The following is a 14,856-nucleotide window of genomic DNA, read 5'->3' on the forward strand; positions in this document are numbered from 1 at the left end:
GGGCGGCCGTCACGCCGAGGCCGGGGCCGGGGCCGGGGCCGGGACAGGGACAGGGACGAGGCCGATGCCGTAGAGGTTGCGCGGAGTGCCGCCCAGGAGATGGGCTCCGGCGGACTGGACGACCTCTTCCTGGGCCATGACGTGCTGGCACATGACGTTCAGGTCGCGCAGCCGGCGGTCGAGGACGGAGGGCCGGTGGACGGCGGCCGTGGCCACGAGGTCGAACAGGGAGGCCACCACCGACCGGGCGGTGCGGAAGGCGTTGACCCGGGCGAGCACGGTGGCCACCCGCTCGTCCGGCGTCTGCTCGCGCCCGGCCTCGAGCGCGTCCCACTGCTCGCGCAGACTTCCCAGGACCGCGTAGCGCGCGGCGGCCAGGTCCATCTCGGCACGGGCGATGACGGTCTGCACCCGGTAGTCCTCGGTCCACGGCGTGCCGGTGGCGCGGTCGGTCCGCGTGGCGGCCAGCTGCCGTACGTCGTCCAGGGCGGCGCGGGCCACGCCCAGCGGCACGCCCGGCATGTTCCGCAGCACGGCGTCGGGGGTGGCCGCGGCGCCGCGCACGCGGGGGGTGGTGAAGCTGAAGGTGTGCTCCTCGGGCACGAACAGGTTCTCCGTGCGGTAGTCGAGGCTGCCCGAGCCGGCCAGGCCCGTGGTGTGCCAGGTGTCCTGGAGTTCGAAGTCCTCGACGGGCGCGACCACGATCCGCCAGTTGCCCGGCGCGCCGGGCGGACCGGGTTCGAGCGCGCCGTCCCGTGTGACCAGGACGCCTCCGACGACCCAGGTGCAGTGGGTGATGCCGCTGCCGAAGTGCCACTGTCCGGTGACCCGGTAGCCGCCGGGCACCCGTTCGGCGCGTCCCATCGGCATGATCGCCCCGGCGGTGACGGCGTCGGGGTCCGCCAGCAGCCGGCGGGCGACGTCCTCGCCGAGGTAGCCGGCGTAGATGGCGGTGTCCATGCCGATCATGGCGCACCATGCGGCCGAGGCGTCACCGGTGGCGAGGGCCTCGATGACCTCCGTCTGCTGCACGGCGTCGAGTTCGGGGCCGCCGAAGGCCCTGGGCACGGCCATCCGGAACACGCCGGTGCCGCGCAGCAGTTCCACCACGTCGGCCGGCAACCGCCGCCTCCGCTCGATCTCCTCGGCCCGTTCCCGCAGCCGCGGAGCCACGGCCCGGGCCCGTCGCAGGATCTGCTCGGCGGTCGGCGCCCCCGGCACCGCGATCTGTTCGGCGGTCGGCGCCCCGGGCACCGCACGGGTCCCACGCGCCGCCGGATCCCCAGGCGCCCCCGTGACGCCCTCCCGGCCATCGGAGGCACCTGGACCACCCGCAGCCCCCTTTCGGCCGTCCACGGGCCGCTGAGGGGCGTATACGGGCCTTTTCGGGGCGTCCGGGGACATGTCCCGGGATCGCCGGGGCCGTTGCGGGGAACCCGCGGACCCCCGCGGGGCGTCCACGGCACCGTCCTGGGCGGCCGACGAGTGCCGTCCGTGAACCGCGCTCACGCGTAGCGCCCCGGGGCGATGACCTGGCGCGGGTCGAGGAGGTCCTTCAGCCGCCGGGCGAGGGCCCGTTCCCCGGTGCCCGGGGTGAGCCGGCCGGTCCACTCGGTGTGCTCGACGTCGAGGCGGTAGGGGATGAACCCCTCGGCCGTGAAGAGGGCGTAGAGCCGGTCCAGGGCCCGGTGGGCGTTCGCGACGGCGGCTTCGTCCGCGCGGGCGAACCTCATCGTCACGACGCAGTCGACGACGTCCGCGTCGAGGGCGTTGAACGTGGCCCCGCAGCGGATCCCGGTCTCGGCGCGGACCTGCTCCAGCAGGGCACCGGCCCGCGTGATCGCCTCCCCGGTGAAGGGCACCAGCGGGAGGAAGAACAGGAAGCCGCCCTCGGCGTCCAGACGCCCGGCCGGATGGCCCGTCTTGGCCTCGAACAGGGCGTCCGTGGGGTCGGGGTCGCCCGCGTAGGCGCGCTCGACCCGTACGGCGACGTCGTGGTGGGCGGATCCTGGGTCGGCGGCGTCGCCGTCGGACACCTCGGTGAACAGTCCCGAACGCACGGCCTCGGCGGTGAGGACACCGCTCAGCGCCTCCACCGCCTCCCGGGTCCCGTCGACGCACACATGGACCAGGTACTCGCCGGCCGGGCTGCCGTAGGCACGGGCGGCGGTCTCGTCGTAGACCTTCACCACGCCACGGGTGAGGCCCTGGGCGACCCAGCGGCGCACCTCGGCGGTGGCCGCACCGAGCCGGTCCGGCGTGAAGGTGAGGCGGACCACGCGCAGCGCCTCCGGCCGCGGCAGCAGCCTGACCGTCCCGGCCGTCACCACGCCGAGACCGGACTGGACGAACAGCTGCACCAGGGAGGGGCCGAGTCCGTGGCCGTAGACGGGCGTACAGCGGTCCCGCTCCGGCCACCAGCCCACCCGCACCAGCTCCCCGTCGGGCAGGACCACCTCCAGGCCCACCAGGTCCTCGACCCGCTGGTGACGCAGTCCCACCCCGCGGTCCAGGGCGTTGCCCAGGACGCTGGTGTGCGCGGAGGACGCGGTGACGTTCAGCATCCGCTCGGTGCCCTGGAGCAGCCCGGCGAGCCTCGCCTGGGTGACGCCGGGCTCGATCACCGCCCAGCCCCGGGCGACGTCCATGTCCCGGACCCGGTCCAGCCCGGACAGGTCCAGTACGACCGCCCCGTCCCGGGCTGGTTCCCGTGAGCCGAGGCCCCAGTTGGCGCCGGTGCCGTACGCGTGCAGCGGTGCGGTGACGTCGCTGTCGGCGAACAGCTCCACGACACGGCGCACTTCGCCGGCGGTGCGGGGCCGGACGACCGCGAACACCGAACGGGAGCGGAACCGGCCGGTGTTCGGGCCGAGCGTCGTGACCGGGGCATGGGTCGTCTCCTCGTCGGGCAACCGCACCCGGTCGGCGCCCACCACCTGCCCGACGCCTGCGAGCACAGCACGCAGACCGGCACCGGCCTCGGTGCCGGTACCTGGACCGGCACCGACGTGGGCACCCGGTCCGGCGGGATTCCGGTGCTGATCCCGGTGCTGATCCTGGTGCTGCTGAGCGCCGGTTGCGGGGAGGAGGGTCATGGGCAGACCTCGGCGTTCCTTGGGCCCGGTGCGCAGGGCAGGTGGATGGACGACGCTGCCATGGTAGAAAACCGCGTTGCCGGTACGTTGCTGTGAGCGCGCACGCCCCTTGCCGAGTTCGCGCACACCTTCGGCGCCCACCCGCGTCCGTCGCCGCGTCGCTGCTGCCGTCGCCGGCGTGCCGGTGCCGGTGCTTGCCGCCTCCCCCGCCTGCTGCCGCCGTTGCCGTTGACGTCGCTGCTTCCTCGTCGTTGCCCCACCCCTGCCTCAGCCCACGAACGGACGGTGTGACGGCCCGTCGGCCGACGACGAGGAAGCGGAGGTACGGAGCCCCCGGGCCGGAGGGCCGGGGGCGGCCCACTCCCCCACCGCAACCACGCCTTGTCGCTGCTTTCCCGTCACGGCGGGACACCCCCCGAGACTCGGCACCGCTGCTGCTGACCAGGGCCTTTGCGTGTCAACGGCGCCGCACGCGAAGCGAGCTGAGCCACCGACAGAACCCCGCCCGGAGGGCGGGGTTGGGCACCCACGACGAACGCGCGCCTCTTTAGTTAAGAGGGATTTTTGAAAACCGGCCCCTGACCTGCGGCTTTACGACAGCAAATGTCGGTGGCCACCGACATTACGAGGGCCTGAATGTCGCTGAGCGCCGACATTAGGCCCAGAAACATGCGTCTATCCGCAAGTCTCGCTCAAAACATGCGTCCAGTCGCAACTTTCCCGGTTTTCAGCGGGGTTCACGGGGCAGCCGACGGCCACCCGTGGCCTCCTCGGCCGACCATGACGTACTGTCGATCACCACCGACACAAACTTGCGAGCGGTGACAACTCTCCGGCGAGTAACATGCGGATGGCCGCAACTTTTGCCGTACAGTGCCCAGCACCTGTATGCGAAAGGACACCCACATGGGCGAAGCGGCAAAGCCCCTGCGCGGACTGCGTGCCGGTCCGACACACGCACCACAGCCGGCCCGTCCCGTCCGAGCGGTGCGGGCCGACGACGACGGAACGGACCTCGCCCGGCTCATCGCCGAGCAGTTCGGCAAGACCCCCGTGCACGAGGTCCGGGCCACCGTCTTCCGGCGGCCCTCCCACGACATGCTCGGCGCGGACGGGTACTCGTTGGTGAGCAACTACTTCCTGCGGCGAGTGCTCCCCTACTGCCTGATGCACAATGCCATCACCAAGCTTCAGGCGGCGGTCCTGTCGAACATCATCGGCAGGCAGAAGAAGGGAAGGATCGCGGTCACGCATGCGGAGATCGCGGAGGAACTGGGCGTGAAGCGCACCAGCATCGGGCACGCTCTGGACGCGCTGTGCGAGAAGAACCTGATCCGTCGGACGAAGAGGTCCTCCTACGAACTGAACCCCCGCGTCGCCTACAACGGCAACGGCCAGGAGCAGCACGACTTCCTCGCCGAGCTGCGGGCACTCGCTCTCGACTCGAAGTTCCCCGACGAGCTCGCCCCCGAGCTCACCTTGTTCCCCCGGGCCGAGATCGGCTGAACGAAGGGATAGACATCGCCATGCTTTTCAACACCACGGGCCTGCTGGGCATGCTCCATCAGCTTCAGCTGACACCGACGGCGATCGACGTCCTGTCCGTCATGGTCGCCCATCAGCAGCCGGGGGGCTCCGTCGGCATGAACCAGTCCGAGATCGACGAGATCCTCGGAGTGGGCCAGGCCTCCATGAGCCGTGCCATGGCCCTGCTGGTGGAGCGGGGCATCGTCCTGCGCTCCGGCAACGGCCGCGGCCACCGCTACGCGCTCAACCCCGCCGTGGCGGGCTACGAGTCCCAGACGGAGCTGGAGAAGGAGATGACCCAGCTGCTCGCCGTCGGCGGCCCTCCCCCGATCAGGGTCCCCGGCTACGCGAAGCGTCCGCCCAAGCCGGGCAAGGGCAGTCTGCACGCCGTCGCCTGAGCCCGCGCCGAGGCGGCCAGGACGCAGCAAGGCCCCGGCGGTGACGCCGGGGCCTTGTGCACCTGTACGCGAAAGTGCGACGCCCTCAGTATGACGGGTCCAAGGCCCGTCCGGCCACACGAACCGGAACTCCTTGCGTCACATACGCCCCCTTGGCCCCATGAGCCGCCGGAGCCGACGCCCCCGCCGCCCCCGTCACCCCGGTCCTCGGCCCGGCACGTTCGCTAATCTGTGGCCCGTCACCAGCCTCCCCGCGAGCGAACCCCTGCGAGAAAGACGAACCGATGCCAGAGCGCACCATCGACTTCGGCAAGTACGGGGCTCGCGGCATCAAGGGCTACGAGGCCGTGGCCCGGCAACTGGACCTGCTGGCCGGTTTCGTGGCCTCCCCCGTCACCACCCGGCGCGGTCTGCTCGCCCGCCTGCACTACCTCACCCGCAGCGACCACGCCCGCCAGGCGGCCCGTGAGGCCGGTCTGACGGTCACCGACCGCACCCTCAGGGCCTGGCTGGAGGGCAGGCGCAGTCCTTCCAGGAAGAACCTCGAGCGCATCGAGACCGCCTACCGCACCGTCCGCCGCCACAACGTCGCCCGCTATCTTCTGGCCCGCCTCAACCGTGAGGGCCGCGGTACCCGCGTCGAGTTCCACCCGGTCAACCAGTCCCAGGTGATCCGGCCCCGCCAGCGGGTGGTGGCGTACCGCACCCTCAACGTCCGGCACTGGGACCGCATCGTCGAGGCCTGGGCCGCCGACGACGACCAGGCCCTCGACGACGCCTGGATCAACGACGCCGTCGTCGACCTCGGCTCCGAGTGGGGCCAGTACGAGTACGTCACCAACATCGGCTTCGCCGCGTAGGCCGGCGGGCCGGCGGACGGCCCCGGCATGGCAGCCCTGCGTGGGCGGCCCCTCGGCGGGCCGCCCCTGGGCGTTCGGCGACGGTCAACGACCTTCCGTGGGAGCGGCGGAGACGGCGCGGTCCGCTTCGCGCTTGGCCCGGTGCTCGTTGAGGATGTCGAGCATCTTGTCGAACTCGGTGTCGCTCATCTTGCGGATGAGGTGCAGAGCCAGCACGGCGCCGTTGCCGTAGGGCAGCACCGGCGGGGTCCGCCCCTTCCCGGAAGCCGCCGTGGCGGCGGCCGAACCCCCGGACTCGAGGTCGCCGCGCGGCTCGGGCACGGTCTCCGCGGACCGGTCCGCTGCCCCGCGGGCGGCCGGAGCGGGTACGGCCCGCTCCCCCGCCGTACCGTCCTCGGTGATTACGCCGTAATCACTCGCATCCGCATCCGCATGCGCGGCCGTACCGGCGACCGCGGCCGCCGTGCCTTCGCTCGCGCCCCCGCCGGACGACCCGGCAGCACTCCCGCGGACCGGCCCGGCAGCGCCCGCCCCGCCGCCGGAGCTCTCGCTCCCCCCGGCGCCGTGACCGGACCCGCCGGTGATTACGCCGTAATCACCCTGCCGCGCCTCCTCCTTGCGGACGCGCTCCGCCTTCAGCTCCTCCAGCGCCGCCGCCTGCTGCTCCACCGGCTTGTTGCCGACCGCCCGCAGCAGATCGATCGGCTCCTGGCCGATACGGGCCTGGAGTTCGGGAGCGAGGTTGAGCAGCGCCAGCCGCTGGGACACCCAGCCCTGCGAGCGGTGCAGCCGCTTGGCCAGGGCCCGCTGGCTGCCGTGGATGGCCAGCAGCCGTTGCAGGGCGCGGGCCTCGTCGAGCTCCTCGAGGTCCTGCCGGTGGATGTTCGCCACGAGCGCGGACTCGAGCAGTTCCTCCGAGGTGCTGCCCTGGTCGTCGCTGACCATCACCTTGATGGTCTCCAGGCCGGCTTCACGGGCGGCGGCCAGCCGGCTGCTGCCGTCCACGACGACGTGCGTGACATCGGGCTCGAGGTCCGACTCCCGCTCGGGGTTGGCCTTGAGGTAGGCGTCGCGGTTCATCACCGTGATCGCCTGCTTCTGCCCGTGCGTCTTCAGACTTCCCGCGAGGTCGGTGAGGTCACCGAGACTGGAGCGCGGGTTGTCGGGGTTGAGGCTGATGCGGTCGACGCGGAGTTCGGTGGGCGGCGCCACGCCCTCGGTGGGAACCCCGGTGGCGGCGGCGACGGCCTGGCGGCGCGCACTGATCGGGCGCACTCCCCCACCGAACCGGCCGGCACCCAGCTGATCGGCCTTGCTCACAGGACCTCCCTGGCGAGCGCCCGCATCCCCACGGCCTGCTGCGACTTCGGCGCGTAGGACAGCAGCGGCTTTTTCACCCGCACGGCTTCCTTCTGCTCCTTCAGATCCCCGATGAGCCCGACGACCCGCGGATCCTTTATGTCCACCCACCCCTGGAGGGAGGAGGTGGCGATGTAACCGCGCCGGGAGTCGTAGAGGTTGACGACGATGCCCAGGTAGTCGATGTCGATCTGCAGGTCGCCGCGCAGGTCGTCGATCTGGGTGGTGAGCAGCTCGTAGGCGTCGGCGGAACTGTCCTCGGCCTGGACGACGATGAGGGCGCCCGACTGGCCGGGCTTCTCGCCGTCGCGCCGGCGGCCGTAGTACGCGGCGGCGTCCATGCTCAGGCCCAGGCTCGGCGGGCAGTCGACGAGGATGACGTCGTAGTCCGCCTCGAGCGGAGCGAGCGCCCGCTCCAGCGCGGCCTCCCGGGCCCGTACGGCGGACAGGCGCACATCCAGCAGGAAGGCGTCGTTGCAGGCCGGCAGGAGATGGAGCCGGCCCTCGAACGTGTCGTCGTCGACGGAGACGATCAGATCGCGCAGGTCGCCCTTGGGGTCGCCGGCCATGTGGTTGGTGAGGCTGTCCCCGTTCATGGGCACAGGGGTGGCACCCAGCTGGTTGGTGAGGTGGCACTGCGGGTCGAAGTCGACGAGCAGCACCCGCAGTCCCAGCCCCGGCAGGTTCTCGACGTCGAGCGGGTCCTCCTCCAGCGGGGCGTCGCCGGCGTGGGTCTCGCTCTCGCGCAGCGCCTTGGCGAGCGCCTTGGCCACCCGTACCGGGTGCAGGGTGTTGGAGTCCTCGGCCAGCGCCTCACCGAGTCCGGCGGTGATGGCGGTCTTGCCGACCCCGCCCTTCTGGTTGCAGACGATGATGCGGCGGGTGATCGCGGGCCGTGCGATGTCCGGTGCCGGGTTGGCGTCCAGCCACAACTGGACGGACTGGGCGAGGCCCTGGATCAGGGAGACCTTCCGGTCGGCGGCGATCCGCCGGAACTCCTCCCACTGGCCGGTGGGCAGGAAGGTGGAGAAGGAGTCGGCACCGGCGGTGTCGACGGGCGCGGTGGCGGAGGCGAGGCTGCACCAGTCGCTGATCCCCTGCTCGACGGCGGCCTGGATCTCGAGTCCGTGCTGGGCGGCTCTGATCTTGAGGTTCTGCCGGAGCCATCCCGGCAGCTTGGAGACGACCTTTTCCCGGTCGCTGGAGGTGTCTGGCGAGCTCATGGAGGACACCATACTAACGTCCATGATCGTTCGCTCCATCGACACGTTAGTTAGGAAAAGTTGACGCCCGATCGGCTCGCCGGGACGGTGATTACGCCGTAATCACCCTCGCGCCCGACCCCGCCGATCCACCCCCGCCACGCCGCAGTGATTACGCCGTAATCACTCCCCCGCCCCACCGCCGCCCTCTCCCCCACCGAGTGAGGTGATTACGCCGTAATCACCTCACCCCGCCCCGTCCTCGCCCGGACCCGTCCGTCCGGCCGGGCGTGCCACAACGGCCCATCGACCGGCGCCCCTTGTGACACCCCTGTGACCGGGAGTGTGACCCCCGTCTCACACCCAGGCCCGGCGCCCTGATGGGATGGCCGGATGCGTAGATCCGTCGGCCCCCGCCCGGCCTCAGCCGCGTCCTTCCCGTTCCTGTCGGCCCTCGCCGCGGCCGCCGTGCTGCTGACCGCGTGCGGGACACAGCACGCGGGCGCCGGAAGCAGCGGCGCCGGTGCCGGTGCCTCCGCGTCGCAGGGGGTCACGCGGATCGACGACCCCGGCAAGGACGGCGTACGGATCACCTCACTGACCCTGCCCTCGCCCTCCCCCTCACCCACCCGCAGCTACGTCGTCTCCCCCCAGAGACTCCCCACCCACGCGGACTCCGGGATCTCGGCCGCCTACGAGGTCACCAACAAGGGGGCCCAGGCCCTCACCTACTCGGTCGTCTTCACCTTCACCGACGCCGACGGCGGGGCCGTGACCAACCGGACCGAGACCGTGCGCGACGTCGCCCCCGGAAAGACCGTGCGGGGCACGGTCCGGGCCGGGGAACTGCCGCCCCCCGCGCCACGGGTGGCGGGGGTCAAGGTGCTCGAAGTGACCAAGGTCCCCGCGGGTGAGGCACCGGCCGCACCGGGCGCGTGCCCCGCCTCCGGGATCCGGGTCAGTGCCGACCGGGGCGACGCGGCCATGGGGCTGCGCGTCGTGGGCCTGCACCTCGACAACTGCGGCACACGCTCCTACTCCGTCGAGGGCTACCCGCTGCTGGAACTCCTGGACGACGACCTCGAGCCCGTCGACGGCATCGAGATCCTCCACGGCAGCGGCCGGATCACCACCGGCGCCGGCCCCGACGAGCAGCCCCGCCCCGTCACGCTCCGGCCCGGCGAGTCGGCGACCGCCGCCCTGGTCTGGCGCAACACCACCGAGGCCGGTACGCCGGTGAACGTGCCGTACGTGCGGGTCCGCGCGAAGAAGGGCGCCGAGCCGGTGACGGTGACCCCGTACCTCGACCTGGGCACCACCGGCAAGCTCGGGGTCAGACCCTGGAAGAAGGCGTAGCCCGGCACACACGGTCCGCCGCCCTCAGGGTGATTACGCCGTAATCACCCTCCCGTCCGAGCCCCACCCGCCCCGCCGCGCGGGAAGTGATTACGCCGTAATCACCCGCGCCCCGGCCCACCGCGCCGGGCCCGCCCCGTCCCTCCGCCGCGCCGGAGGTGATTACGCCGTAATCACCCACGCACCATCGCTTCCGCCGCGCGGGAAGTGATTACGCCGTAATCACCCGCGCCCCGGACCCGCCCCGCCGCCCCTGGCCCACCTCCTTCGCCGCGCGGCCGCGCCGGAGGTGATTACGCCGTAATCACCCGCGCCCCGGACCCGCCCCGCCGCGCCCGGCCCACCTTCTCCGCCGCGCGGCCGCGCCGGAGGTGATTACGCCGTAATCACCGACGCGCCCAACCACCTCGCCGCGCCCGTGCCACCCCCTCCTCCACGCCGCAAGTGATTACGCCGTAATCACCCGCGCCCCCACGCGCCCCGCCTCGACGGCGCAAGTGGGTCCGGACGCGTGCGCGCATTTTGTATGCGACCGCCGGCCCCGCACCTACGCTGCGGTGAGCCGCGTGGCTGTGCGCAGGACCTCGGGCGAGGCAGTGACGATGGGGGATCGCGTGAGTGGGGACGTTCACTTCGCCGTCTTGGGCTCCTTGGAGGTCACGGTCGGCGACATCTGGCTGAAGCTGGGCGGCCCCGTGCCCAAGCGCATCCTCACCACGCTGCTGCTGGAGCCGGGGCGGATGGTGCCGGTCTCCCGGCTCGTGGAGGCGGCCTGGGGCGACAACCCCCCGCGCACCGCCGAGCACCAGGTGCGCAAGGCGATCGCCGACCTGCGCCAGCGCATCCCCGACGGCGGCTCCCTGCTCCTGACCGAGGGGCCGGGATACCGCCTGGACGTCGCCCCCGAGAACCTGGACCTCAGCCAGTTCTCGCTCCGTCTCCGCCAGGCCCGCGAGGCGCAGGAGAGCGGCCGTACGGCCGAGGCGGCGGAGCGGCTGCGGGCGGCTCTCGCCCTGTGGCGGGGGCCGGTGATGTGCGGCAGCGGCGGCCCCGTGATCGCCGCCGCGTCCGCCGTACTGGAGGAGCGCCGGCTGGCCGCCGTGGAACAGCTCGTCGAACTCCGGCTGGCGCTGGGGGAGTCGGGGGAGCTCGTCGGTGATCTGCGGGAGCTCATCGCGGAGCACCCGCTGTGGGAGACCCTGCGGGGCCATCTCATGGTGGCGCTGTACCGCTCGGGCCGGCAGGCCGAGGCGCTGGAGGAGTTCTCCCGGGTGCGGGACCTTCTCGTCGAGGAGCTCGGCATCGACCCCAGCCCGCAACTGACCCGCCTGTACGAGGCGATACTGCGCGACAGTCCCGAACTGGCCGCGGTGGCCCCGGCCGCCGCCCGGGAACAGGAGGAGGCGGCACCCGCCGCCCGCCCGTCCGCGCCGGAGGGCACCGCACCGCATGCCGCGACCCCCGTACCGGCACCGTGCACCCTGCCGCACGACCTCACGGACTTCGCGGGCCGCGACCGCGAACTGCGCCATCTGCTCCGGCTGGCCGAGCCGCCCGAGGGCGACGCCGTGCGCATCGTGGCCATCGACGGCATGGGCGGCAGCGGGAAGACCTCCCTGGCCGTACGTGCCGCACACCGCCTCGCCGACCGCTACCCGGACGGGCAGCTCTACGCCGACCTGCGCGGCTTCACGCCCGGGGAGCGCCCCCGCCGGCCGGCCGCGGTCATCGGCGCACTGCTGCGCACCCTGGGCGTGCCCGGCGACCGGATCCCCGACGACACCGACGGGCGAGTGGAGCTGTGGCGGGCCACTCTGGCCGGGCGCAGGCTGCTGCTGGTCCTGGACAACGCCGTGGACGCCGCACAAGTACGGCCGCTGATACCGGCGTCGGCGGGCTGCCTGGTCCTGGTCACGAGCCGGAACCACCTGGCGGGGCTGGACGGCGCGGACTGGCTGTCCCTGGGGACGATGTCGCCGTCGGACAGCCTGGAGCTGATCAGGACCGCGCTCGGTGCGGAGCGCGCGGCGGGCGAACCGGAGGCCGTGGGGGAGCTGAGCACCCTGTGCGGGCGGCTGCCGCTCGCCCTGCGCGTGGCCACCGCACGGCTGCGCAGCCGGCCGCGCTGGACCGTGCGGTACCTGGTCGACCGACTGGGGGACGAGGCCCGGCGGCTCGACGAGCTGAAGTCCGGGGACCACAGCGTGGAGGCGACACTGCACCTGTCGTACCAGGCGCTGGAGGACGAACACCGCGCCGCCTTCCGGCTGCTGGGCCTGCATCCCGGTGCCGAGACCGACGTGCACGCGGCGGCCGCGCTGCTCGGCGTCGGGCTCCGCGAGGCCGAGGACATCCTCGAGCACCTGCTGGACGTGCATCTGGTCGAGCAGTACGAGATCGGCCGGTACGCCTTCCACGACCTGGTTCGCAGCTTCGCCCGGCGGCTGCTGGGGGAGAGCCCGGGGGAGGAGCGGGCGGCCTTCGGGCGCCTGCTCGACTACTGCCTGTCGGTCACGGAGACGGCCTGCCGCACCCTGTACCCGGGACGGGCCCGGATCGGTGAGGGCTCCGCCGCGGCGGTGTTCCAGCTGCCCAGGATCGCGGACGCGGCCGAGGCGGAGGCGCTGTTCGACCGTGAGCACGTCATGCTGCTGGCCGCCGTGGAGCGGGCGGAGCGGGAGGGCTTCCACCACCACGCCGTCCACCTGGCCCGCAACCTGGTCTTCCACCTCAACTCACGCAGCCATCTGGAGGAGTATCTGCGGGCCGCCGGTGTCGCGGTCTGCGCCGCCCGCAGGCTGGGGGAGCCGCGCACCCTGGGGCTGAGCCTGACGAACCTGTCGGCCGTGCTGTGGAAGCTCGGCCGGTTCCGCGAGGGCATCGAGGCCGCCACCGAGGCCCTGGACGTCACCCGGCGCCTCGGCGACCGCGGCGGTGAGTCCATGTGCCTGGACCAGCTGGGGCTGCTGCACAGCTGTCTCGGCCACCTTGGCGAGGCCCGGCGCTATCTGGAGGGGGCCGTCGCCCTGCACGAGGACCTGCCCGACAGCCGCCAGCGGGCCTACGCCTGGTGCAACCTCAGCACGGTGTACACCTGGCTCGGGCGGTACGAGGAAGCGGCGGCGGCGGCCGAGCGCGCGGCACTGCTGTGCCAGGGCTCCGAGGCCCGCGGCGAGGAGATCATCGCCCTGACCGACCTGGCGGCGGCCCGGCTCGGCATGGAACAGCCCGCCGCGGCCCTGATCCCCCTGGAGCGTGCGCTGGAGCTGGGCGACGAGTCCCGTATGCCGGAGAACCTCGCCCTGACCCTCGCGCTGGCCGCCGAGGCCAGTGAGCGGGCCGGGGCGGGGGAGCGGGCGACGCGGTACGCGGCCGAGTCCCTGCGGATGATCCAGTCCAAGGGCACCGCGACCCGCAACGCCACCGTGGAGAACATCCTCGGCGCCTTCCACTGCCGGCGCGGCGACTACGCGATGGCGCTGGCCCTGCACACCAGCGCGCACGGGCACGCGGTCGCCATCGAATACCGCATGGAGATCGCCCGCGCTCTGGACGGCATGGCGGAGACCCTGGAGGGCATGGGCGACTTCCGGCAGTCCGGAGTCCACCGCCAGCAGGCGTACGAGCTCTTCAGGGGAATGGGAGTCCCCCTCAACCCGTCCCTGACGGTCTGAACCGCTCCGAGTCCACTCCGAATCCGCTCAGAATCCGTTCCGAACTCGCTCCAAATCCAATCCCACTGCGCTCCCACTTGCTCCGATCCACCCCCACTCGATCCGCTCCCACCGGTCAGGGGGTGTGGACCGCGGGGCCGGTCCCGTTGGCCAGTACCCGCTGGTCGGACGGGTGATGGCCCGAGCGGCCCGCGTGGGCCGGGTGTTCCGGCGTGACGGCCCCGGCCCCCACGGCGACCACGACTGCGACGGTTCCGACCACCGCGGCGAGCTCGCTGAACATTTCCATTCCACCTTTGTCCTGTGGACTGTCGTCCCTGTTGGCTTCCGACAGTGGAAATGCTCCTCGCGCCCGTTCCCGATCGATTCCCGGACGAATCCCGGTATGCCGGTCACTATGTCCGTCGCTATGCCCGTCACCATGCCCGTCACTGGTGGGAGCCCTTGGCCTGATGACGGGAGGTCTCCTCCCGTACCCTGCGCCACCGTGACCGGGTCTGCTCGACCACGTTGTCCCACTGCCGGCGGATCTCGCGGTCGGACGGGCGGCGGCCCGCACGGATCAGGCCGAGTTCGTCCCGCACTTCCCGTCCCAGCGCCGCCGACGCGACCAGGGCGAGCATGACCGCGAAGAGGGCGGAGATCATCGCGAAGACCGCGCCGACCACCCCGTAGCGTGCCGCGGAGGAGTTGAACAGACGCGGCATGTAGAAGGTCGCGCCCACCGAGTAGGCCGCCGTCAGCACGGCGCCGGTGACGCCGAAGGGCAGCAGGTCCAGCCATCCGATCCGCTTCGCCGACAGGAGCCGGCCGCTCCAGACGAGGAAGGCCGCGGTCACCGGCGCCTCGCACACCACGGCGACCAGGCCCAGCACGTACCCGCCGAGCAGCGCGGAGAGCAGCCCCATGACCGCGGTGTAGCAACCGAGGGCGAGGATCCACCACAGGCCGTTGCGGGTGTTGCGCACGCTGAGCGGCTTGAGCTCCCACGCCTGCTCGAAGAGCCGCTGCGCGGCGCGGGCGAAACTCAGCGCGGAGATCATCAGGAACACGACGCCGAAGACCCCGAAGCTCGTGCTGGGCCCCTCCGTGGAGGAGAACAGCGAGGTCACCGCGGCGGCGCCCGCTCCGGTGAGGCCGTAGCGTCCGATGATCCGCTCCGCGGCGTCGTAGTGCTCGAAGAGCGTGCCGAGGAGGATGGACAACGGGACCAATGCCGTCAGCGCGCTGGACGCCAGGGCCATCGAGCGGTCGAACCCCAGAATCTTCTGAAACCGGTTGACGACCCGCAACGCGAACGCAGGCCGCAGCCAGAACGTCAACGTCCTGACCAGCCGCTCCCGATTGATCTCCGTCGCCCCGCCTCCCGCAAACCGGCACATTTC

At 72.2% G+C, this 14,856-nt stretch carries 12 protein-coding genes; 6 read left to right on the plus strand and 6 right to left on the minus strand.

Annotated features, from left to right (window positions below):
* Positions 1 to 9: 9 nt before the first annotated feature.
* Positions 10 to 1,254 carry an acyl-CoA dehydrogenase family protein gene (locus ACI2LW_RS27150; RefSeq protein WP_404733849.1) on the minus strand — a complete coding sequence of 415 codons (1,245 nt, stop codon included), beginning with the start codon at positions 1,252 to 1,254 and terminating at the stop codon, positions 10 to 12.
* Between the two features lie 251 nt (positions 1,255 to 1,505).
* The gene (locus ACI2LW_RS27155; protein WP_404733850.1) at positions 1,506 to 2,912 is read right to left on the minus strand and encodes an FAD-binding oxidoreductase; all 1,407 of its coding nucleotides are present in this window, start codon (positions 2,910 to 2,912) and stop codon (positions 1,506 to 1,508) included.
* On the opposite strand from ACI2LW_RS27155, the gene ACI2LW_RS27160 reads away from it, so the two are divergent.
* The 4 genes from ACI2LW_RS27160 to ACI2LW_RS27175 all read left to right on the plus strand — a co-directional run bounded on the left by ACI2LW_RS27160 (position 2,889) and on the right by ACI2LW_RS27175 (position 5,880).
* Positions 2,889 to 3,191, plus strand: a complete 303-nt coding sequence (locus tag ACI2LW_RS27160; protein ID WP_404733851.1) for a hypothetical protein — start codon at positions 2,889 to 2,891, stop codon at positions 3,189 to 3,191. The two genes, ACI2LW_RS27155 and ACI2LW_RS27160, sit on opposite strands and share 24 nt — an antisense overlap.
* A gap of 810 nt (positions 3,192 to 4,001) precedes the next feature.
* On the plus strand, positions 4,002 to 4,601 hold the full coding sequence (locus tag ACI2LW_RS27165; RefSeq protein WP_404733852.1) for a LexA family protein: 600 nt from the start codon (positions 4,002 to 4,004) through the stop codon (positions 4,599 to 4,601).
* Positions 4,602 to 4,621: 20 nt separating this feature from the next.
* Entirely contained in the window at positions 4,622 to 5,020 is a 399-nt protein-coding gene (locus tag ACI2LW_RS27170) for a MarR family transcriptional regulator (RefSeq protein WP_404733853.1), read from the plus strand.
* Positions 5,021 to 5,304: 284 nt separating this feature from the next.
* Positions 5,305 to 5,880, plus strand: coding sequence for a transcriptional regulator (locus ACI2LW_RS27175; RefSeq protein WP_404733854.1), 576 nt, complete (start codon positions 5,305 to 5,307; stop codon positions 5,878 to 5,880).
* 84 nt (positions 5,881 to 5,964) lie between these two features.
* Here ACI2LW_RS27175 and ACI2LW_RS27180 read toward each other — a convergent pair whose 3' ends face one another.
* Together ACI2LW_RS27180 and ACI2LW_RS27185 are read right to left on the minus strand one after the other, a co-directional pair.
* Positions 5,965 to 7,200 carry a ParB/RepB/Spo0J family partition protein gene (locus tag ACI2LW_RS27180; protein WP_404733855.1) on the minus strand — a complete coding sequence of 412 codons (1,236 nt, stop codon included), beginning with the start codon at positions 7,198 to 7,200 and terminating at the stop codon, positions 5,965 to 5,967.
* Positions 7,197 to 8,462 carry a ParA family protein gene (locus ACI2LW_RS27185; RefSeq protein ID WP_404733856.1) on the minus strand — a complete coding sequence of 422 codons (1,266 nt, stop codon included), beginning with the start codon at positions 8,460 to 8,462 and terminating at the stop codon, positions 7,197 to 7,199. The genes ACI2LW_RS27180 and ACI2LW_RS27185 overlap by 4 nt, the downstream gene beginning before the upstream one ends.
* Before the next feature lie 372 nt (positions 8,463 to 8,834).
* Between ACI2LW_RS27185 and ACI2LW_RS27190 the strand changes: the two genes are divergently transcribed.
* Both ACI2LW_RS27190 and ACI2LW_RS27195 read left to right on the plus strand, forming a co-directional pair.
* The gene (locus ACI2LW_RS27190; protein WP_404733857.1) at positions 8,835 to 9,797 is read left to right on the plus strand and encodes a DUF4232 domain-containing protein; all 963 of its coding nucleotides are present in this window, start codon (positions 8,835 to 8,837) and stop codon (positions 9,795 to 9,797) included.
* Positions 9,798 to 10,411: 614 nt separating this feature from the next.
* Positions 10,412 to 13,471 carry an AfsR/SARP family transcriptional regulator gene (locus ACI2LW_RS27195; RefSeq protein ID WP_404733858.1) on the plus strand — a complete coding sequence of 1,020 codons (3,060 nt, stop codon included), beginning with the start codon at positions 10,412 to 10,414 and terminating at the stop codon, positions 13,469 to 13,471.
* 115 nt (positions 13,472 to 13,586) lie between these two features.
* Here the strand turns inward: ACI2LW_RS27195 and ACI2LW_RS27200 are convergent, their stop codons facing one another.
* Positions 13,587 to 13,754 (minus strand): hypothetical protein, encoded by a 168-nt coding sequence (locus tag ACI2LW_RS27200; RefSeq protein ID WP_404733859.1) that lies wholly within the window; start codon positions 13,752 to 13,754, stop codon positions 13,587 to 13,589.
* A gap of 145 nt (positions 13,755 to 13,899) precedes the next feature.
* The gene (locus ACI2LW_RS27205) at positions 13,900 to 14,793 is read right to left on the minus strand and encodes a hypothetical protein (RefSeq protein WP_404733860.1); all 894 of its coding nucleotides are present in this window, start codon (positions 14,791 to 14,793) and stop codon (positions 13,900 to 13,902) included.
* Positions 14,794 to 14,856: the final 63 nt, after the last annotated feature.

This window comes from Streptomyces sp. NPDC004065 (genome assembly GCF_044903565.1).
Lineage (GTDB): Bacteria > Actinomycetota > Actinomycetes > Streptomycetales > Streptomycetaceae > Streptomyces.